Below are 19,968 nucleotides of genomic sequence, written 5' to 3' on the forward strand. Positions count from 1 at the left end.
CGTCGCCGGCAAGGCCCGGGGCGATGTCGTACCCCCTCCCTAAGCTGGAGACGTGACCGAGCACGATCAGCTTCCCGACCTGACCCTCGACCAGGCACGCGCCGAGGCGGGCGATCTGTCGCAGCGCATCCTGGGCGCGCGCGACGCCTATTACGGGCGCGACGCCGAGCTGGTCGACGACGCCACTTACGACGGGTGGATGCACCGTCTCGAGGCGATCGAGCGGCTGTATCCCGAACTGCAGGGGCAAGACAGCCCGACCCAGTCGGTGGGTGCCGCCGAGGCGACCGACCTCGCGACGATCGAGCACGCCGAGCGCATGCTCAGCCTCGACAACGTCTTCTCGCCCGATGAACTGCGCGACTGGGCGGTCAAGGCCGAGGCCTCCGCGGGTCGACCCGTGCACTGGCTCAGCGAGCTGAAGATCGACGGGTTGGCCATCAACCTGCGCTACGAGAACGGGGTGCTGACCTCGGCCGCCACCCGCGGCGACGGCCGGGTCGGCGAGATCGTGACCGACAACGCGCTGCGGGTCGCGGGCATCCCGCGCGAGCTGACCGGAGAGGGCCACCCCGCTCTGGTCGAGGTGCGCGGCGAGGTCTTCATCCCGGTCGCGAAGTTCGAGAACCTCAATCGTCTGCAGGGCGAATTCCGCGAGCGAGCGGTCGCCGAGGCCCGCGAACGCGCGTCGGGCCGCCGCGGCGGTCGGGTATTCGACGAGGAGAAGGCCGAGATCGCCGCCGCGCGGCGGTTCCCCGCCTTCGCGAATCCGCGCAATGCGGCCAGCGGCGGCCTGCGTCAGCAGATCGAGAAGAAATCCGGACTCGAGCTCGAGGCGGGGCTCGCGCGCATCGACTCGCTCGCGCTCTACGTCCACGGCATCGGTGCCTGGCCCGACCCTCCCGTCGCCGCGCAGAGCGAGATCTATGCGTTGCTGGCGTCGTGGGGGCTGCCCACCTCGCCGTACTTCCGCGTCGAAGACTCCATCGACGGCGTGCTGTCGTTCGTCGCCCACCACGGCGATCACCGCCACGACGTCGAGCACGAGATCGACGGCGTCGTGGTCAAGATCGACGAACTCGCCCTACACGACGAACTCGGCGCCACCAGTCGCGCCCCGCGGTGGGCGATCGCGTACAAGTACCCGCCCGAGCAGGTCAACACGAAGCTGCTCGACATCGTCGTCTCGGTCGGACGCACGGGCCGCGCCACGCCCTTCGCCGTGATGGAGCCCGCGCGCGTGGCCGGCAGCGTCGTGCGCCAGGCGACCCTGCACAACCAAGACGTCGTGAAGGTCAAGGGCGTGCTGATCGGTGACACCGTCGTGCTCCGCAAGGCGGGTGATGTCATCCCCGAGGTGCTCGGGCCCGTCGTCGAGCTGCGCGACGGCACCGAACGCGCCTTCGTCATGCCCACCGACTGCCCCGAGTGCGGCACGCCGCTGCGACCGGCCAAAGAGGGCGACATCGACCTGCGTTGCCCCAACGCGCGGTCGTGCCCCGCGCAGGTGCGCGGTCGGGTCGAGCACATCGGGTCGCGCGGCGCCCTCGACATCGAAGCCCTCGGCGAGGTGACGGCGGCAGCGCTCACGCATCCCGAGATACCCGAGCGCCCTCCGCTCGACACCGAGGCGGGGTTGTTCGACCTCACCGTCGACGAGCTCGTGCCCATCGAGGTCGTGGTGCGCGACTCCGAGACCGGCGAACGCAAGGTCGACCCCGACTCGGGCGAACCCGTACGGCGTGCTCCGTTCCAGAAGCTCGGGGCGGCGACCTACCCTCCGGGCACGGAAGACCTCGATCCCGCGGAGCGGCGTCGACGCGGCATCCGGAAAGATCACCGCGAAGTGCTGCCGTCCGAGCAGGCGGTCAAGCTCGTCGCCGAGCTTGAGAAGGCAAAGACCAAAGACCTGTGGCGCCTGCTCGTCTCGTTGAACATCCGCCACGTCGGTCCGGTCGCCGCGCGGGCGCTCGCGCAGTGGTTCGGCTCACTCGACGCGATCCGGGCGGCCTCGCGCGAAGAGCTGGCCGCGGTCGAGGGCGTGGGCGGCATCATCGCCGACGCGGTCATCGACTGGTTCGAGGTCGATTGGCACCGCGACATCGTCGAGCGGTGGACTGCGGCGGGCGTACGGTTCTCCATTCCCGGCCACCCCGGGCCCGGGGCAGCGGCAGCGGCCGGGGGAGTCCTCGCCGGACTCACCGTGGTGGCAACCGGATCCCTCGACGGCTACACCCGTGAGGGAGCACAGGAGGCGATTATCTCCGCCGGCGGCAAGGCGGCCTCGAGCGTGTCGAAGAAGACCGACTTCGTCGCGGCGGGTCCGGGTGCCGGCTCGAAGCTGGCGAAGGCCGAGGAGCTGGGTCTGCGCATCCTCGACGCCGCGCAGTTCCGCATCCTGGTCGAGCAGGGGCCGGCGGCGCTCGACGGTGCTGCTCCAGAACCCGACGCTGCAGCGGTGGACGACGCAGAGACCCACGACGCAGCGGAGACCCACGACGCAGCGGAGACCCACGACGCAGCGGAGACCAACGGGGCCGCGACGACCGACGCGTCGTGACGACCGCCGGGTCCGCGACGACCGACGCGTCGTGACGACCGCCGGGTCCGCGACGACCCACGCGCCGCGACGACCCACGCGTCGCGACGACCGACGCGTCGTGACGACCGCCGGAGCCGGGACCACTCACTAACCGGCCCGGGGCGGCGACGCGCAGCCCGGAACAGAGAACGAGGGCGGGGCAGGAAATCGCTCTCCTGCCCCGCCCTCGTGTCGTCAGCTGGTCAGCCGGCGCACACCGTCGCCGCGTCGGTGAAGCTCTCCTGCAGAGCGGTCACCTGGTCGCTGAGGCCGCTCGCCGTGTTGGGATCGGCGATGAGGCCCTCGAGGAACGTGGCGTACTCGTTGAGCGCGCCGCTCGCCTTCTGGGCGGCCGGAGCGACCTCTTCGTTCGTGATGCCGCCGAACTCGGTGTCGACCTGCGTCGCCAGCTCGCGAAACTGCGTCAGCGTGGCCTGCGGGTCGGACGTGTCGATCGAGCTTCCGGCCTGGCTGACGGCCTGGAACTGCTCCTGCACGATCTGGCAGGCGTCGGCCTTCGACTGGTCACCGGCGGGAGCAGGAGCGCTCGACGCCTGCGCCGACGAGCTGGCCTCGCTCGTTCCGGCGGTGTCGTTCGTGTCGGCCTCATTCGCGCTCGAGTCGCCGCCGCCCGAGCACCCGGTCAGCAGCAGCAACGCCGATGCGGCGACGAGCGCGAAAGACGTACGCGTTTTGATCATGTGAATCCCCCAAGGTCACTTCCGGGCGCGAGTCAGTCCGGAATGGCCCCACCGTAGTGATATCCCTCGACGCGCTGCCAATCGCCCCCTGCCCCTTGCGCCGAGCGATGGATTCGGTGCAGGGCGCGTTCTCAGTCGCTGAGCAGCTGGTCGCGCACCTGCCGGCGCAGGACCTTTCCGATCAGCGAGCGCGGCAGTTCATCGACCACGACGAGACGCTTCGGCACCTTATAGGGCGTCAGGATGCCGCGCGCGAACGCCCGCACGGCCTCGGCGTCGAACTCGCCCGGCGTCGTCGGCACGACCGCGGCCACGACCTCTTCGCCCGAGTGCTCGTTCGGCAGTCCGACCACGGCCACCTCGGCGACCGAGGGATGCTGGCGCAGAACGTTCTCGACCTCGGTCGGCGCCACGTTGAAGCCACCCGTGATGATCAGCTCCTTGATGCGGTCGACGATCCGCACGAAACCGGCGTCGTCGATCGTGACGATGTCTCCGGTGCGGAACCAGCCGTCGACGAACACCGACGCGGTCTCTTCGGGCTTGCCGTAGTACCCCGAGAACACCTGCGGCCCGCGAACCACCAGTTCGCCGCGTTCCACGTCGGTCGTGGGATCGTCGGGGTCGACCACGCGGCACTCGGTCCCCGGCAAGGGCAGGCCCACGGTTCCCGCGACACGGTTGTCGGCGACGGGATTGGCCATGAGCACAGGGGAGCACTCGCTCAGGCCGTAGCCCTCGACCAGGTAGCCGCCGGTGGCCTCCTCGAAGGGCACGACGAGATCGTGCGGCAGGGCCATCGCACCCGAGATGGCGACCTCGGTGCCCGCGAGTGAGACGCCCTTCTCGGTCGCCGCGGTGAGCAACCGCTCGGCGATCGGCGGGACGAGGGGGAGGAAGGTCGCGGGGTGCTTCTTCGTGACAGCGAGCACGAGGTCGGGATCGAACTTGGGGAAGAGCACCAGGCGCGCGCCCATCGACATCGCGAACGTCAAGCACAGGGTCAACCCATAGGCGTGGAACATCGGCAGCACGGCGTAGACGACGCAGCCTTCGCCGCGCACGATCGAGGGCACCCATGCACGGGCCTGGGCGGCGTTGGCGAGCAGGTTCGCGTGGGTGAGCATGGCGCCCTTGGGGGTGCCGGTGGTGCCGCTGGTGTACTGGATGATCGCGAGATCTTCGGATGCCGGGCGGGGGTGGCTCTCGGGTAGGGGAGCATGCCGCACCAGGTCGGACCACTCGACGGCGTTCTTCGTCTTCACGGTCAGCGCTGCGCGCGCCTCGCGGGCCTTCGCCACCGGCAGGCGCAGGGCGAGACGCGTGCGCAGCGGCATGGCCGTGGTCACGTCGACCGAGACGAGAGTGTCGACGCGCAGATCGGCGGGGAATTCCTGCACGGTCGCGACGACCTTGCTCCACACGATCGCGTGCTTCGCGCCGTGGTCCTCGAACTGCTTGCGCAGCTCCCTCGGGGTGTAAAGCGGGTTGTGCTCGACGACCACGGCGCCCAGGCGCAGCACCGCATAGAACGCCACGATGTGCTGGGGGCAGTTGGGCAGCACGATGGCCACCGGGTCGCCCGCCTTCACGCCGCGTTCCTTCAGCGCGGCCGCAACGCGCACGATGTCGTCCGCCATCTCGGCATACGTCGTCTCACGGCCGAAGAACTGCAGGGCGGGGGCGTCGGGGTAGTCGCGCACCGACGCGTCGACGATGTCGACGAGCGATCCGCTCTGGGGTTCCAGGTCTTCGGGGACTCCCGGTGCATAACTCGAGGTCCAGGGCCGCGGGGGATCGAAGCTCGTCACCCGGTCAGCCTACGGGTGGGTCCTCGGCGGGGACCGGAGCTCGCGCGAACTAGACTCGTGGGGTGTCTGAAATCACTCCTGATCTCGTGCGCCATCTCGGTGTGCTCGCCCGGATCCAGTTGAGCGACGAGGAGGTCCAGAGCCTCACCGGCCAGCTGGATGCCATCGTCGACAACATCGCGAAGGTGTCCGAGGTGGCCACGCCCGACGTCGTCGCGACGAGCCACCCGATCCCGCTCGAGAACGTCTTCCGCCCCGACGTCGTGCAGCAGCAGCTGACGCGCGAGCAGGTGCTGCAGAACGCCCCCGACCAGGCCGACGGCCGATTCCGCGTGACCGCGATCCTGGGAGAAGAGCAGTGATGTCCGCCATGCCCACCGGCTCTCACGGAGGCCGCACCTCCGACGCGACGAAGGAGCAGGGACGATGACTGACCTCACCCGTTTGACCGCTGCCGACCTGGCGTCCGCGCTCTCGCGCAAAGAGGTCTCGAGCGTCGAGGCCACGCAGGCCCACCTCGACCGCATCGCCGCCGTGGACGGCGACGTGCACGCGTTCCTGCACGTGAGCGACCACGCCCTCGAGGTCGCGGCCGACATCGACCGCCGCCGCGCGGCGGGGGAGAAGCTGCACGAGCTCGCCGGCGTTCCCCTTGCGGTCAAAGACGTCCTCGTCACCACCGACATGCCCTCCACCAGCGGGTCGAAGATCCTCGAGGGCTACATGTCGCCCTACGACGCCACGGTCGTCGCGCGCTCGCGCGACGCGGGCCTCGTGCCGCTGGGCAAGACCAACATGGACGAGTTCGCGATGGGCTCCTCCACCGAGTTCTCCGCCTACGGCCCCACCCGCAACCCGTGGGACCTCGACCGCATCCCGGGCGGATCCGGCGGTGGATCGGCCGCGGCCGTCGCCGCATTCGAGGCGCCGCTCGCCCTCGGCTCCGACACGGGCGGCTCGATCCGCCAGCCCGCGCACGTCACCGGCACGGTCGGCGTCAAGCCCACGTACGGCGGAGTGAGCCGGTACGGCGCGATCGCCTTGGCATCCAGCCTCGATCAGGTCGGCCCGGTCACGCGCACCGTGCTCGACGCGGGTCTTCTCCACGACGTCATCGGCGGTCACGACGCGAACGACTCGACCTCGCTGTCCGACGCGTGGCCCTCGTTCGCCACCGCCGCACGCGAGGGTGCGACCGGCGAGGTCCTCAAGGGACTCAAGGTCGGCGTCATCCGCGAGCTCGACGATCGCGGCTTCCAGAAGGGCGTGTCGGACTCGTTCCGCGCGTCGCTGGCGGCCATGGAGGCGCAGGGCGCCGAGATCATCGAGATCAGCGCCCCGCACTTCGAGTACGGCGTCGCCGCGTACTACCTGATCCTTCCCGCCGAGGCCTCGAGCAACCTCGCGAAATTCGACTCGGTGCGCTTCGGCATGCGTGTGAACCCGCAGGGTACCGCCACGGTCGAGAACGTGATGGCGGCGACGCGCGACGCGGGCTTCGGTCCCGAGGTCAAGCGCCGCATCATCCTCGGCACCTACGCCCTGTCGGCCGGGTACTACGACGCCTACTACGGCAGCGCGCAGAAGGTCCGCACGCTGATCCAGCACGACTTCGACGCCGCGTTCTCGCAGGTCGACGTCATCGCGACGCCGTCGGCCCCGACCACGGCCTTCCGCCTCGGCGAGAAGATCGACGATCCGCTGCAGATGTACCTCAACGACGTGACCACGATCCCCGCGAACCTCGCGGGCGTACCCGGCATCTCGGTGCCGAGCGGTCTCGCCGAAGAAGACGGCCTGCCCGTCGGCATCCAATTCCTCGCCCCCGCCCGCGAGGACGCCCGCCTCTACCGTGTCGGCGCAGCCCTCGAAGCGCTGCTCCTCGACCAGTGGGGCGGCCCGCTGCTCGACAAGGCCCCCTCCCTTCGACAGGCTCAGGGACCGGAAGGAACGCTCTGATGGCGAAAGACGCACTCATGGACTTCGACGAGGCGCTCGAGATGTTCGAGCCCGTCCTCGGTTTCGAGGTGCACGTCGAGCTCAACACCGCGACCAAGATGTTCTCGGCCGCGCCCAACCCGGCCAACGACGCCCACCACGGCGCCGAGCCGAACACCCTCGTCGCGCCCGTCGACATGGGTCTTCCCGGCGCCCTTCCCGTGGTGAACGCCGAGGCGATCCGCTCGTCGATCAGCCTGGGCCTCGCCCTCGGGTGCTCGATCGCACCGTCGAGCCGCTTCGCGCGGAAGAACTACTTCTACCCCGACCTCGGCAAGAACTACCAGATCTCGCAGTACGACGAGCCGATCGCCTTCGAGGGCTCGGTCGAGGTCGAACTCGAAGACGGCACCATCGTGACCGTGCCGATCGAGCGCGCGCACATGGAAGAAGACGCCGGCAAGCTCACCCACATGGGTGGGGCGACCGGTCGCATCCAGGGCGCGGAGTACTCGCTGGTCGACTACAACCGCGCAGGCGTGCCGCTCGTCGAGATCGTCACGAAGCCGATCTTCGGCGCGGAGCACTCCGCCCCCGCGCTGGCGAAAGCCTACGTCGCGACCATCCGCGACATCGTGCGCGGCCTCGGCATCTCGGAGGCCAAGCTCGAGCGCGGAAACCTCCGCTGCGACGCGAACGTCTCGCTGCGCCCTCGTGGCCAGGAGAAGCTCGGCACGCGCACCGAGACCAAGAACGTGAACTCCATGCGTTCGGTCGAGCGCGCGGTGCGCTACGAGATCCAGCGTCAGGCCGCGATCCTCGCCAAGGGCGGGACGATCACGCAAGAGACGCGTCACTGGCACGAGGACACCGGTCGCACCTCTCCCGGGCGTCCGAAGTCGGATGCCGACGACTACCGCTACTTCCCCGAGCCCGACCTGCTGCCGGTCGTGCCCGCACCCGAGCTGATCGAAGAGCTGCGCGCCGCGCTCCCCGAGCCGCCCGCTGCGCGCCGTCGCCGCCTGAAGGGCGAGTGGGGATTCACCGACCTCGAGTTCCAGGACGTCGCCAACGGCGGCCTGCTCGATGCGGTGGCCGACACGATCGCCGCGGGAGCCGCTCCCGCCTCGGCTCGCAAGTGGTGGACGGGTGAGATCACCCGCGTCGCGAACGCGCAGGAGCGCGACGCGGCCGACCTCGTCTCTCCCGAGAACGTCGCGGCTCTGCAGAAGCTGATCGACGCCGGCACCCTCACCGACAAGCTCGCGCGCCAGGTGCTCGAGGGTGTCATCGCCGGAGAAGGCACCCCGCAAGAGGTCGTCGACGCCCGGGGTCTCGCCGTGGTCTCGGACGACGGGGCGCTCATCGCCGCGATCGATGAGGCCCTCGTCGCCCAGCCCGACGTGCTCGCCAAGATCCGCGATGGCAAGGTGCAGGCCGCCGGTGCCGTCATCGGCGCCGTCATGAAGGCCATGAAGGGCCAGGCCGACGCCGCGCGCGTGCGCGAACTCGTGCTGGAGCGCGCCGCCGCTCTGTAATCGACACCGGATGCCACGGCACCGCGCCCCGCGAGGGGTTGCGGCCGTGGCATCCGTCGTTGTGAATCCGAGGCGCGTCGCAACCTCGGTGATTCGCGCACGCTCAGCGGATTCTGCGCGATGCGGGCTGAGACCGTGCGGACCGCTGAGCCTGCGCGGGCGCCGCGGGGCCGATGTCGGAGGTCCGGGGGAGAATGGATGCCATGGGACGAGGTGACGGAACGGGGCGCATCGTCTCGCGCCCCGACGCCGACGACACGGGCACGGGCATCCTGCACGTCGACATGGACGCGTTCTTCGCCTCGGTCGCGGTGCTCGACGATCCGTCGCTCGCCGGCAAGCCGCTCATCATCGGCGGGTCCGAGGGCCGCGGCGTCGTCTCGAGCGCGTCGTACGAGGCCCGCCGCTACGGCGTGAAGTCGGCGATGCCGGTGGCGATCGCGCTGCGCATGTGTCCCACCGCCATCGTCGTCAACCCGCCGTACCACCGCTACACCGAGATGTCGCGGCAGGTCATGGCGATCTTCCACGACGTCACCCCGCTGGTCGAACCTCTCTCGATCGACGAGGCCTTCCTCGACGTCCGGGGTGCGCGGCGGCTGTGGGGGAGCCCGGGAACGATCGCTCGCGACCTGCGGGCCCGGGTGAAGGCAGAGACGGGCCTGACGTGCAGCATCGGAGTCGCGGCGACCAAGCACGTCGCCAAGATGGCCTCCACGATCTCCAAACCCGATGGGCTGCTCGTGGTGGCCGAGGCCGACACCGAGGCGTTCCTGCGCCCGCGATCGGTGCGCGCGCTGTGGGGGGTCGGGCCCAAGGCCGCCGAGGCGCTGGAGTCCCGCGGCATCCGGCTCATCTCCGACATCCTCGACACCCCGCGTCCCGCGCTCGACCGGGTTCTCGGCCCCGCGATGGGCGAGCGCATCTGGCACCTCTCGCGCGGCATCGACGCCCGCGAGGTGCACACGGGGCGCTCCGAGAAGAGCATCGGCCACGAAGAGACGTTCCACACCGACATCTCCGACACCCGCACGCTGCACGTCGAACTCCGTCGGCTCGCCGATCGCGTGGGAGCGCGCCTGCGGACGCAGCAGTACGAGGCGTCGACGATCTCGATCAAGGTGCGCTTCTCCGACTTCACCACGCTGAGCCGCTCACGCACGCTGCCCGAACCCACCTCGGTCGGCCAGCGCATCGGCGACGCCGCCATCGAGTTGTTCGACGGGATCGACCGACGCCAGTCCGTGCGCCTGGTCGGTGTGCGCGGAGAGAAGCTCAAGCCGGCGGCGATGGCCGCCACCCTCTGGGACGACGACGCCGAGTGGCGCCGCGTCGAGGGGGCCCTCGACGACGCCACGACGCGCTTCGGCCGGGGCGCCGTCACCCGCGGTTCGCTGCTCGGGCCGTCGCGCGGCGGGGGAGCCCTCCCCACCAACCCGCGCCCCTCGTACGACCACTGACACGGGGACCCCGCTCGCGCAACGCCCCTCGGCGCTCCGAGGCCGGGCCGCTACGGTGGAGCCATGCCCAACATCGCTTTGGAACTCGGCAAGCAGGCCACCAGCTTCGGCGTCACCTCCGCCTACGGCGAGCAGCAGGACGTCGACGGCGTCCGCATCGTTCCCGTCGCCCTCACCTGGGCCGGGTACGGCGGCGGCTCCGACGAGCAGGGCAACGGCGGCGGCGGTGGCGGCGGATACACGCTCCCGCTCGGTGCCTACATCCGTCGCGGCGACGACCTGCGGTTCGACCCGAACCTCGTGTCGCTGCTCGCCGTCGGCATCCCGTTCGTGTGGGTGGCCGGTCGCGCTCTCAGCCGTGTCATCCGCGCCCTCAAGAAGTAACGCGGACCCCCTCGACGACGCTCTCACGGCGGCCGTGGCCGCGGTGTCGTCGCGCGTCGTCGAGATCGGCGCGTCGAATCCGGTCGTCGTCATCGACGGTCGAAGCGGAGCCGGCAAGAGTTCGCTCGCCCGTCGCCTCGTGGCCGCGTGGCCGGGGCGCGGGCGGGTGCAGATGGTCGCCCTCGACGACGTTTATCCCGGGTGGGACGGCCTCGCCGCGGGCACTGACTACGCGCGCGAGACGATCCTGCTCCCGCACGCCCGCGGACTGCTCGGCGTGTGGGAGCGATGGGATTGGGAGCTCGACGAGCGTGCGGAGGCGTACGCGATCGACCCCTCCCTTCCGCTCGTCGTCGAGGGGTCGGGTCTCCTGACTCCCGAGGTCGCCCGGTTGGCGGACCTCACCGTGTGGGTCGAGGCCCCGACCGATTCCCGGCGCAGGCGAGCACTCGCGCGTGACGGCGAGACCTACCGCCCGCATTGGGACCGATGGGCCGCGCAAGAAGACGCGCACATCGCCGCGCACGACCCCGCGGCCCGCGCCGGGCTCCGGGTGCGCCTGCCCTGACGATCCGTCAGGGAGCGCCTCAGCGCCGGTCGAGCGCCGTCATCAGCCCGTCGAGGCGGTAGCCGATCCAGTCGTACACCCCGAAGCGGGGGTCGTCGGGGTGATGGTCGTCTTCGGTCCGGATGCCGAGACGCGTGGCCAGCACGAGTCGCAGCGCCGACAGCGTCCGCATCCAGGCGAGGGCCTCGGTTTCGCCGAGCGCGATGGTGATCGTCGCGTCGGGATCGTCTTCGGCTGAGCGGTCGCCGCCGTCGAGGCCGAGCGTCTGCAGGAGCGCCGCGGCATCCTGAGCCCGCCTCTCGAGCAGGTCGCCCCCCGTCAGCCGGCGGAACTCGCGACTCGCGGCCTCGTCGTCGGGGTAGGCGTCGGGGAGTAGCCGCGCGACGGCGGGGTCGTCGTCAGCCTGCGAGTCGGCCAGCAGGTCGCGGAACTGGCCCACGATCCCGGCGAGATGGAGGGCTTCGAGACCACTGATCTCGAGCACGACGATCCGCTCGCTCACGAGGGGTCCTTCCTGACGGTGGCCCAGAGGCCGAAGTCGTGCATGGCCTGCACGTGCGCCTCCATGACCTCGCGCGGACCGCGTGCGACGACGGCATGACCGTCGTGGTGCACAGCGAGCATGAGGCGGTGGGCGGTGGGAGTGTCGAACCCGAAGTAGGTGCGGAAGACGTGGCTGACGTAGCTCATGAGGTTTACCGGGTCGTTCCAGACGACGGTCTGCCACGACGACGGCGGCTCCGGGGTCGTCTGCTGATCGCGCTCGATGTCGAGATCGGGCGTCGCGATCGGGGCCATCACGCCCACCCCAATTCGTGCAGTCGGTCGTCGTCGATGCCGTAGAAGTGAGCGATCTCGTGCACGAGGGTCGTGTGGATCTCGTCGCGCAGCGCGGTCTCGTCGTCGCACACCGCGAGGTGCGGTTCGCGGTAGAGGATGATCCGGTCGGGGAGCTCGCCGACTCCGTAACGGTCGCGTTCGGTCAGGGCCCATCCGTCGTACAGCCCGAGCAGATCGAGCGACCCGTCCTCCGGGCGGTCCTCGACGACGAACACGACGTTGTCGAGGCCGTCGACCATGTCGTCGGGGAGCCGGTCGAGCTCGTCGACGACCAGGGCTTCGAAAGCCTCGGAGTCGAGCTGCAGCGTCGCGGGCGCGTCGACGTCGTCGTGCACGGCGGGCCTCCCGGGGGTCTCGGGCCGTCAAGTGGATGCCGATCGAGGGCCGCCATCCGTGTTCGATTCTAGGCCGCGGGGCTTGCTCTCGGCGGGAACGACGAAGGCCCGGGAGCGGTGCTCTCCGGGCCTTCGTGGGGTTGGGGTGGCTAACGGGACTTGAACCCGCGGCCCCCGCGACCACAACGCGGTGCTCTACCAACTGAGCTATAGCCACCATGTGTCTGCCGCAGCAGACAACTGAACGATTATGTCATACGTCCAGTGCGAACGACGACACGGCCGAGGCCGAGACGGCCTTCGCTTCGTCGCTCGTGGGGCCCGGCTGCGGCACGAAGACCGCGGCGCGGTAGTAGGCGAGCTCGCGGATCGATTCGAGGATGTCGGCCAGGGCGCGGTGCCCGCCGTTCTTCTTCGGAGCCTGGAAGTAGGCGCGCGGGTACCAGCGACGCGACAACTCTTTGATGCTCGAGACGTCGACGTTGCGGTAGTGCAGCCAGCGGTCGACGCGCGGCATGTACTTCGCGAGGAACATGCGGTCGGTGCCGATCGTGTTGCCGGCCAGCGGCGCCTTGCCCTCGATCGGAGCGAAGCGCTGGATGTACTCGAGCACCTGGAACTCGGCATCTGCCAGGCTCACGCCGTGCGGGATCTCGTCGAGCAGGCCAGACGAGCGGTGCATCTCGGTGACGAACTCACCCATGTTGGCGAGGGCCGAGGCGTCGGGCTTGATGACGATCTGGAACCCGGGGTCGAGCACGTTCAGCTCGAAGTCGGTGATGACGACGGCGATCTCGACCAGTTCGTCGACGGCGAGGTCGAGGCCCGTCATCTCGCAGTCGATCCAGACGAGCCGGTCGTTCTCGGAGGCGTTTACCATCCCCACATCCTACTGACGGGGTACGACATCGGATCTGGTGCCCGCAATGCGGTCCGGGGGTTCCCCACCCCTAGAGGGGGGAATCCTCCTCTAGGTGTACTGACCGGAGAGGTTGATCGAGGCAGTCACTCTTCGCGGCCGTGGACGGGCCTGGCGTTCGCCGGGGGCTCGCCGACTTCCTGAATGGTGTGGCCACTGCAGTCCGTCATGGTGACGACGGCACGCTCGATGCGCGACACGGCGAACCATCGCATCGCATCGCGTAGGAGGCACCATCCGACCAGGTACCACAGGCCGCCCGTAGAAGCGAACAGCACAGGCTCGACGTCACGAGCTGTCGTGGCGCCCTCCCGTGACGTGTAGCGAATGCGGAGCACTCTCTGCTCGGCCATCGCCACCTCTATCGCTGACCGGATGGAGCGTGAGGAAGAAGGGAGCGAGTTGACCCAGATCCGGTGGGCGAGCTCGTCGGCTTGCGCCCGAGTCTTGGGGTCGAGTACGTCTATGATCTTTCGGACGCCGGCCCCCGCCAGATCGGCGTAGGGCGCATCGGAGGCGGCGGAGACCGCCACCATGAGAGCCACGGCCTGCGCGGGGGACAGGCTGACGGGAGGCAGCGATGCGCGTTCAGCGACCCCGTACCCACCGCCTGGGCCAGGGCGGGACCAGATCGGCACCCCACTGTTTTCCAACGCGTCGAGATCCCGCTTGACGGTGCGGACCGACACTTCGAACTCTCGCGCCAGCCGACCCGCCGAGATGCCCCGCGCGCCGCTGCGACGCAGCATCTCGGACAGAGCGTGCAGCCGTTCGGTTCGCTTCACAATTCGAACCTCAACAGATTCATGCCATAAATAGTGACACACTGTTGTCTGCCGTGGCTGTGAGGCTGGCCTCATGACAACAACAAATCACAGCCGACCTGTCGTTCTCATCCCCGGACACTGGCTGGGAGCATGGGCTTGGGACGAGGTCGTTGAGCACCTCGAGACCGATCACACGCGCGCAATCGCAGTGACGTTGCCGGGTCTCGACGGAGATGACGCGAACCGCACTGTGAAGACCGTCGACGACCAGGCGGCAGCGATCCGGGGTTTGGTTGCCGAGCAGGGCGACCAGCGCGTGGTCCTCGTCGCGCACAGCGGGGCCAACGCGCCCGTTAGCCTCTTCCTCGACCGGTACCCCGAGTTGGTCGCCCGGGTGGTGTGGGTCGAATCCGGACCCGTGGCCGATGGCACCGCATTCGCCCCTGATTTCCCGACCGAGCTTGAAGACTCGCCCCTGCCGTCGTTCGACGACCTCGGGCAGCAGGCGAGCCTCGAAGGCCTGAGCACTGAAACACTCGAGCGTTTCCGGACGAAGGCCGTTCCTGAGCCCGCTCCGGTGCTGCGTCAATCCGTTGAGCTCACGAACGATGCCCGCCACCGCGTCCCGACGACGCTGGTGTGCTGCTCGATCTCGGGGGAGCAATTGATGGGTCTGGTCCAGGCGGGCCACCCCATGTTCGCTGAGATCGCGAACCTCGAGCGCGTCGATGTCGTGAACCTCCCCACAGGGCACTGGCCCATGTGGAGCAGGCCACGCGACCTCGCCGAGATCATTCGCGCAGCGTCGCAGACCCGCTGAACACTGCACTCGCAACCCGAAGGGGCCAGCCGTTTCGGCTGGCCCCTTCCCGTCTTGGAGTGAACTTATGACACATCCAAATGCTGCTCTCACACCGCGCCACCGCCTGAAAGTTGCCCGCCTCGTCGTTGATGAAGGCTGGTCGATCAGTGAAGTCGCAGCACGATTCCAGGTCTCCTGGCCCACGGTAAAGAGGTGGGCCGGTAGATACCAGGCGGGGCAATCGATGCAAGACCGATCCTCGCGGCCGCACCACTCGCCGAACAAGACAGACACGAAGACCAGTCGCCGCTGCATCGCCCTACGTCTACGCCTCCGCGAAGGCCCTGTTCAGCTATCCGCCCGTTTGGGTATTGCCCCGTCAACGGTTCATCGCATACTCAGCTCGGTTCGCTTGAACCGCCTGTCGCATGTCGACCGGGCCACCGGAGAGCCGATCCGCAGGTACGAGCACCCTCACCCAGGATCGCTGGTGCACGTAGACGTGAAGAAGATCGGCAACATCCCCGACGGCGGGGGCTGGCGCTACGTCGGCCGCCAGCAAGGCGAGAAGAACCGTGCCGCCACCCCGGACAAGCCGCGCAATCGGTACGGCGGTCCAAAGCTCGGGTACGCCTTCGTGCACACCGTTATCGATGACCACTCCCGAGTGGCGTACACGGAGATCAGAGACGATGAAACAGCCGTGACTGCCGTTGACGTAATGCAGCGCGCCGCGACGTGGTTCGCCAACCGCGGAGTCATCATCGAGCGGGTGCTGTCAGACAACGGCGGCGCGTACCGGTCCGGCCTATGGCGCGATACGTGCGGGGCACTCTCGATCGTCCCGAAACGAACACGCCCGTATCGGCCGCAAACGAACGGCAAGGTGGAAAGGTTCCACCGCACGATGGCCGAAGGATGGGCCTATGCCCGCTGCTACCGCAGCGAGCAAGAACGCCGGAAGGCGCTATCCGGGTGGCTCCACCACTACAACCAGCATCGCCCGCACGCAGCATGCGGGAACCAACCGCCCATGTCTCGATTGATCAACGTCCCCGATCAGTACATCTAGGGAGGGATGACCGGCGCGCTGCCCATGAAGGCCCCGAAGAAAACCGCGAGCCCGATGAGGTGGATGACGAAGCTCGCCACCCGCCACGGGCCGTCGGAGAAGTAGCCGAGGGTGATTCCGCCGACCCAGGCCGCGAGCCCGCAGCAGATGAGGAGAGGCCTGATCCGGGCCCACAGATCGGCCCGGGCGCGGAGACGATCACGGGCTCGCCGACCGAGACTCGCTTCATCGCTCATGACGTCTCCCGGGGCGACGAGTTGGCATCCGGAACCCTACCCGTACGGCGCGTGACGTCGGGCTCAGCGACGCGCTCCGTCCGCTGAGGGTGCGAGGGGCCGGCACGGTCGCCACGGGCGGCCGATCCTCGACCCCGCGGGCTCCGGTCCACGGGCAGGTCCTGGTACACACACCCCCAGACTGCGCTCACCCCGTCTCCCCGACTCGGGGCCGCGCGGAATAGCCTGCCGTCATGCGGGTGGTGCGCGGTTGGCTCCCGTCGAAATGCCCCTCGGGCTTAGTCTGCGAGCATGCGCGACATCACGCAGCCGAGCGAACCGAGGCGGCCAAGACGGGCACTGATCTGGTCTGCCGTGTTCCATGGCTCAACTGCGGTTCTCATGGCGGTACTCCTGGTCCTCCGCGTGGTCGTCGCCGGAGAGGTGACGCCGATCATTGTCGCCGTCGGCATCTTGCTGGTCTTCGAGGCCGTGTCGTTCGCCTGGACGCTGCAGCAAATTCGCCATCTGAGTCGGTCCAGCAATTCCGCGAACGTCGTCGAGGCGACCGCGCCGAGAGGAGAGCGCGACACCGCCGAGGATGCATCCGGGAGCCAGTCTTGACCCACGGACAAATCGTCGCTGCTCATCATCGCCGGCGTGACCCCGCTTTGGGGCTGGGACGATCGGTTCCGCAGGCGCGGGCTGGTGACCGCCTGCTCTCTGCAGCAGTGTCGCGGCCGGCGCAGTGCTCTTTCTCGCTCGACGCGCAGTGGCGGAACGAGAAATACCGGACGAGGACACTGAGGAACGCCGCCGTACGCTGAGGCTCCGATGGGGGGGGAGGGGGGCTTCGTGCCCCTGTCGCTGGCAGAGCCGCGAGCTTTCGTGACATCGACGACGCCTCGCGCGGTCGCCTAGCTTGCGCCCAGCGCCGGAATCACGCGGAAGAAACAAGGTCCCCCAGACACGATTCGAACGTGTGACCGGCGGATTAGAAGGCCGCTGCTCTATCCACTGAGCTACTGGGGGTCGGCGACCAGGATATCGCCCGGCGCTCCCGCGCGTGCGCCAGCCCCTGGCGGACACCGCCGCGGCGGGCGTACTCTCCCGGCAACGAGAGCAAAGGAGCACTCATGTCAGACACCGTGACCAAGCGCCTCTGGGTGGCCTACGGCCCGGCGGGCGTCGTCGGAAAGATCCAACGGGATGCCGAGGGCTTCAGCGTCCACATGGCGGGCAAGGACGAGCGGCTGGGCGTCTATCCCACGATGGAGATCGCCAAGAGCGCCCTTCACTCGCACCTCAAGCCTGGCAGCGACCGGCCGGAGTTCCGGGAGCACTGAAAGACGGGCGCCCCGTCCGTGCCGTCGTCGCCGGGCGGGGCGTTCTCGCGTCGGCGATCAGCCGGGCGCTTCCTCGCCGGGCCAGCGGGGTACACCCGCCGACGCGTGGGGTGGTTCGTGCAGCAATACGTACGAGGCTGACCCGCCGTCCGTGGGCATCAGACCCGGGCGGCGCGAGCCTGCCGCGCCGCGGGCTTCGGGGCCGCGAGCAGGGGCATGGCGATGTGGACGAGGGGACCGATCCCGAGCGCGAAGATGACGGTGCCGATGCCGACTGTGCCGCCGAGCAGCCACCCGAGTACGAGGACGGAGCCCTCGACCGAGAGCCGGCATGCCCAGATCGGCCAGCCGAAGCGCGCGTGCATGCCGGTCATCAGGCCGTCTCGCGGGCCGGGGCCGAAGTGGGCTCCGATGTACAGGCCGGAGGCGAAGGCCACGATCACGACACCGGCCACGAGCATGAGCACCTGCAGCCACAGGATGTCGGGGTGGGGGAGGACCCCCAGGGCGAGCTGGATGCTCGTGCCCACGAGCAGGATGTTGGCCACCGTGCCGACTCCGGGCTTCTGGCGGAGCGGGATCCACAGCATAAGCACGCACAGACCGATGATGTTGGTCACCCATCCGATGCCAATCCCGGTCACTCGCGAGACCCCCTCGGCGAACACGGTCCACGGGTCGACGCCGAGGCCGGCCGCGATGGTAAACGCGCAGCCGACGCCGTAGAGAACCAGGCCGATGAAGAGACGGGTGATGCGGGATGCCATGTTTTGATCCAATCATGCGATTGGACGTATCGCTCAATGCCAATTCCGATAATCTGGCCGCATGGACTCGCGCATCTCGGCTCGCACCCTGGCGTCTGCACTCGGCGGATGGCGCGGGAATGGTCCTGCCTATGAGGCGCTGGCGGACGGCATCCGCCTGCTCTGCCTCGACAACAGACTCGCCCCCTCGACGGCGCTGCCCGCCGAGCGCGAGCTCGCGGCCGCCCTGCACCTCAGCCGCACGACGGTCGCGGCCGCCTATCGAAGCTTGCGCGACACCGGACACATCGAGAGCCTGCGGGGGAGCGGGAGTGTGACGCTGCCCCTCCGGCGCACAGACCCCGGTCGCCACGACACCGACGACGTCGCCATCGATCTTCAGCAGGCGAGCCCGGCCGCGTGGCCCGGGCTTCCGGCCGTCGTGCAGGAGGTCATGCAGGATGCCCCGGCCCTGGTCGCACGCATCGGATACGACGTCGTGGGCGATCTCGGTCTGCGTCAGGCGATCGCCGACCACTACGCCGGTCGAGGGCTCGCGACGTCCCCCGACCAGATCCTCGTGACGACGGGGGCCCAGAGCGCGATCCACCTCATCGCGTCTGTTCTCGTGGGCCGCGCCGACCGGGTCATGCTCGAGACGCCGACCTACCCGCACGCGGCGGACGCCTTCCGCCGAGTCGGTGCGCGCCTGATCGGTGTGCCCGTGGATCCGTCGTCGGGGTGGGACCTCGAGCGCGCCGAGCAGAGCTTCGCTCGCGCGCTGCCCACCCTCGCCTACCTCATGCCCGACTTCCAGAACCCGACGGGGCGGACGATGACCGCGTCGGAGTCCAACGCCTTCCTCGCGGGGGCGCGATCGGCGGGCACCGTGCTCGTGCTCGATGAGACCACCGCCCAGCTCGACATTGATCGCGGCTCGGGATCCGCGCCGTTCGGTGACGATGATCGGATCGTGCGCGTGGGATCCCTCGGAAAGACGGTGTGGGGAGGCCTGCGCGTGGGGTGGGTGCGCGCGGCGCCCGAGATCGTGCGCCGCTTGGCCAGCGGCAGACCCGTGCACGACCTCGGGACTCCTGAGATCGAACAGGCGATCGCGGCGCGCATCGTGCCCCGGCTCGACGAGATCGCCCGCCAGCGCGGAGACCTGCTTCGTGCGGGACGCGACACTCTCGTGGCGGAGTTGCGGACCCTGCTGCCGGAGTGGCAGGTGCCCGATGTCGCGGGCGGAGTCTCGCTGTGGGTGGGCCTCGGCGACCCATTGAGCACGCCGTTGGTCATGAACGCGCGGGCGCGTGGACTCGCTCTGTCGGCGGGATCGCGGTTCGCGGTGGAGGGCGGGCACGATCGACACCTGCGCGTACCGTTCACCGCGGCGCCCGCCGCTCTCGAGCAGGCGGCGCACATTCTGCGCGAGGCGTGGGACGACGTGCGCGGCGGACGCACTGTCGCGCCGCGCGAGGACTTCGCCACCGTCGTCTGACGCGGTCATCGCGCGTAGCGCAGGCACTCGACGGCCTCGCTGGACGACCAGAACTCGCCGAGTCTGCGGAAGCCACCCGATGCCGTGTGGAAGCGCTCGGCCGCGTACCGCCAGCCGCCTTCGGCGGCGATCGCGCGGATGTGGCCCACGACGATGCCCCGTGGGTCGGCGATGCGCCACAGGCCTGCGGCGACGTGCGTCGCCGCGCCCCACCCGACCGGACGCGGTGCCGGGGCGAGGTCGTTCCAGAGTGCGGTGCTCATGGCCGTCACGGTAGACCGGACCTCCGACATCGCTCGTCGCGCGGTCGATAGACGCTTCTCCCCGCGGGCCGGATCGGGCGGGTTATCCACAGATCGCCCTTTTCGCTCAGCGGCGCCCTCGTCGCTCCCGTCAGTCTTGCCGTGGCTCCGGCACCCGTCGGGCACACGGGTGCCGGAGCGC

22 protein-coding genes and 2 tRNA genes are annotated in these 19,968 nt (G+C 69.3%); 12 read left to right on the forward strand and 12 right to left on the reverse strand.

Annotation, left to right across the window (positions count from 1 at the left end; genetic code table 11):
- Window positions 1-52 precede the first annotated feature (52 nt).
- Complete coding sequence (gene ligA / locus M3667_RS07150; RefSeq protein WP_251506840.1) at window positions 53-2,560, forward strand: NAD-dependent DNA ligase LigA; 2,508 nt, start codon at window positions 53-55, stop codon at window positions 2,558-2,560.
- A gap of 224 nt (window positions 2,561-2,784) precedes the next feature.
- Here the strand turns inward: ligA and M3667_RS07155 are convergent, their stop codons facing one another.
- Window positions 2,785-3,282 (reverse strand): hypothetical protein, encoded by a 498-nt coding sequence (locus tag M3667_RS07155; protein ID WP_251506842.1) that lies wholly within the window; start codon window positions 3,280-3,282, stop codon window positions 2,785-2,787.
- 131 nt (window positions 3,283-3,413) lie between these two features.
- Window positions 3,414-5,093 carry a long-chain-fatty-acid--CoA ligase gene (locus M3667_RS07160; RefSeq protein WP_251506844.1) on the reverse strand — a complete coding sequence of 560 codons (1,680 nt, stop codon included), beginning with the start codon at window positions 5,091-5,093 and terminating at the stop codon, window positions 3,414-3,416.
- Between the two features lie 62 nt (window positions 5,094-5,155).
- Between M3667_RS07160 and gatC the strand changes: the two genes are divergently transcribed.
- From gatC to M3667_RS07190, 6 genes are all read left to right on the forward strand, one after another.
- The gene (gene gatC, locus M3667_RS07165) at window positions 5,156-5,455 is read left to right on the forward strand and encodes an Asp-tRNA(Asn)/Glu-tRNA(Gln) amidotransferase subunit GatC (RefSeq protein ID WP_058231460.1); all 300 of its coding nucleotides are present in this window, start codon (window positions 5,156-5,158) and stop codon (window positions 5,453-5,455) included.
- Between the two features lie 64 nt (window positions 5,456-5,519).
- Window positions 5,520-7,052, forward strand: a complete 1,533-nt coding sequence (gene gatA, locus M3667_RS07170) for an Asp-tRNA(Asn)/Glu-tRNA(Gln) amidotransferase subunit GatA (RefSeq protein ID WP_251506846.1) — start codon at window positions 5,520-5,522, stop codon at window positions 7,050-7,052.
- Window positions 7,052-8,569 carry an Asp-tRNA(Asn)/Glu-tRNA(Gln) amidotransferase subunit GatB gene (gatB, locus tag M3667_RS07175; protein WP_251506847.1) on the forward strand — a complete coding sequence of 506 codons (1,518 nt, stop codon included), beginning with the start codon at window positions 7,052-7,054 and terminating at the stop codon, window positions 8,567-8,569. Before gatA ends, gatB begins: the two co-directional genes overlap by 1 nt.
- Before the next feature lie 203 nt (window positions 8,570-8,772).
- Complete coding sequence (locus tag M3667_RS07180; protein ID WP_251506849.1) at window positions 8,773-10,029, forward strand: DNA polymerase IV; 1,257 nt, start codon at window positions 8,773-8,775, stop codon at window positions 10,027-10,029.
- Window positions 10,030-10,092: 63 nt separating this feature from the next.
- Window positions 10,093-10,413, forward strand: a complete 321-nt coding sequence (locus M3667_RS07185; protein ID WP_076675934.1) for a hypothetical protein — start codon at window positions 10,093-10,095, stop codon at window positions 10,411-10,413.
- A complete protein-coding gene (locus M3667_RS07190; RefSeq protein WP_251506851.1) occupies window positions 10,388-10,981 on the forward strand; it encodes a hypothetical protein in 594 nt (197 codons plus the stop codon). Before M3667_RS07185 ends, M3667_RS07190 begins: the two co-directional genes overlap by 26 nt.
- A 19-nt stretch (window positions 10,982-11,000) precedes the next feature.
- Here M3667_RS07190 and M3667_RS07195 read toward each other — a convergent pair whose 3' ends face one another.
- From M3667_RS07195 to M3667_RS07220, 6 genes are all read right to left on the reverse strand, one after another.
- The gene (locus tag M3667_RS07195) at window positions 11,001-11,483 is read right to left on the reverse strand and encodes a DUF2017 family protein (protein ID WP_251506853.1); all 483 of its coding nucleotides are present in this window, start codon (window positions 11,481-11,483) and stop codon (window positions 11,001-11,003) included.
- Window positions 11,480-11,779 carry an ATP-dependent Clp protease adapter ClpS gene (clpS, locus tag M3667_RS07200; RefSeq protein ID WP_251506854.1) on the reverse strand — a complete coding sequence of 100 codons (300 nt, stop codon included), beginning with the start codon at window positions 11,777-11,779 and terminating at the stop codon, window positions 11,480-11,482. The genes M3667_RS07195 and clpS overlap by 4 nt, the downstream gene beginning before the upstream one ends.
- Entirely contained in the window at window positions 11,779-12,126 is a 348-nt protein-coding gene (locus tag M3667_RS07205) for a metallopeptidase family protein (protein WP_251507520.1), read from the reverse strand. Before M3667_RS07205 ends, clpS begins: the two co-directional genes overlap by 1 nt.
- Before the next feature lie 171 nt (window positions 12,127-12,297).
- Window positions 12,298-12,373, reverse strand: a tRNA-His gene (locus tag M3667_RS07210).
- Window positions 12,374-12,409: 36 nt separating this feature from the next.
- The gene (gene orn, locus M3667_RS07215) at window positions 12,410-13,036 is read right to left on the reverse strand and encodes an oligoribonuclease (protein ID WP_251506855.1); all 627 of its coding nucleotides are present in this window, start codon (window positions 13,034-13,036) and stop codon (window positions 12,410-12,412) included.
- 125 nt (window positions 13,037-13,161) lie between these two features.
- Window positions 13,162-13,860: a YafY family protein gene (locus M3667_RS07220; protein WP_251506856.1), complete on the reverse strand. Its 699-nt coding sequence runs from the start codon at window positions 13,858-13,860 to the stop codon at window positions 13,162-13,164.
- Between the two features lie 73 nt (window positions 13,861-13,933).
- On the opposite strand from M3667_RS07220, the gene M3667_RS07225 reads away from it, so the two are divergent.
- Window positions 13,934-14,662: an alpha/beta fold hydrolase gene (locus tag M3667_RS07225; protein ID WP_251506857.1), complete on the forward strand. Its 729-nt coding sequence runs from the start codon at window positions 13,934-13,936 to the stop codon at window positions 14,660-14,662.
- A 67-nt stretch (window positions 14,663-14,729) separates the two neighbouring features.
- Window positions 14,730-15,716 carry an IS481 family transposase gene (locus tag M3667_RS07230; protein ID WP_251506858.1) on the forward strand — a complete coding sequence of 329 codons (987 nt, stop codon included), beginning with the start codon at window positions 14,730-14,732 and terminating at the stop codon, window positions 15,714-15,716.
- Here M3667_RS07230 and M3667_RS07235 read toward each other — a convergent pair.
- Window positions 15,713-15,952 (reverse strand): hypothetical protein, encoded by a 240-nt coding sequence (locus tag M3667_RS07235; protein ID WP_251506859.1) that lies wholly within the window; start codon window positions 15,950-15,952, stop codon window positions 15,713-15,715. The genes M3667_RS07230 and M3667_RS07235 overlap by 4 nt on opposite strands.
- A gap of 291 nt (window positions 15,953-16,243) precedes the next feature.
- On the opposite strand from M3667_RS07235, the gene M3667_RS07240 reads away from it, so the two are divergent.
- The gene (locus tag M3667_RS07240) at window positions 16,244-16,555 is read left to right on the forward strand and encodes a hypothetical protein (RefSeq protein ID WP_251506860.1); all 312 of its coding nucleotides are present in this window, start codon (window positions 16,244-16,246) and stop codon (window positions 16,553-16,555) included.
- 335 nt (window positions 16,556-16,890) lie between these two features.
- On the opposite strand, the gene M3667_RS07245 is transcribed toward M3667_RS07240, so the two are convergent.
- A tRNA-Arg gene (locus tag M3667_RS07245) sits at window positions 16,891-16,963 on the reverse strand.
- Window positions 16,964-17,067: 104 nt separating this feature from the next.
- Here M3667_RS07245 and M3667_RS07250 point away from each other — a divergent pair.
- Complete coding sequence (locus M3667_RS07250) at window positions 17,068-17,277, forward strand: methyltransferase (RefSeq protein WP_154096540.1); 210 nt, start codon at window positions 17,068-17,070, stop codon at window positions 17,275-17,277.
- 158 nt (window positions 17,278-17,435) lie between these two features.
- Here the strand turns inward: M3667_RS07250 and M3667_RS07255 are convergent, their stop codons facing one another.
- Window positions 17,436-18,044, reverse strand: coding sequence for a YitT family protein (locus tag M3667_RS07255; protein ID WP_251506861.1), 609 nt, complete (start codon window positions 18,042-18,044; stop codon window positions 17,436-17,438).
- 61 nt (window positions 18,045-18,105) lie between these two features.
- Between M3667_RS07255 and M3667_RS07260 the strand changes: the two genes are divergently transcribed.
- Window positions 18,106-19,524: a PLP-dependent aminotransferase family protein gene (locus M3667_RS07260; RefSeq protein WP_251506863.1), complete on the forward strand. Its 1,419-nt coding sequence runs from the start codon at window positions 18,106-18,108 to the stop codon at window positions 19,522-19,524.
- Window positions 19,525-19,529: 5 nt separating this feature from the next.
- Here the strand turns inward: M3667_RS07260 and M3667_RS07265 are convergent, their stop codons facing one another.
- On the reverse strand, window positions 19,530-19,787 hold the full coding sequence (locus tag M3667_RS07265; RefSeq protein ID WP_251506865.1) for a hypothetical protein: 258 nt from the start codon (window positions 19,785-19,787) through the stop codon (window positions 19,530-19,532).
- Window positions 19,788-19,968 lie beyond the last annotated feature (181 nt).

The sequence above is a fragment of the Microbacterium sp. P26 genome (genome assembly GCF_023712585.1).
Taxonomy (GTDB): Bacteria; Actinomycetota; Actinomycetes; order Actinomycetales; family Microbacteriaceae; genus Microbacterium; species Microbacterium algihabitans_A.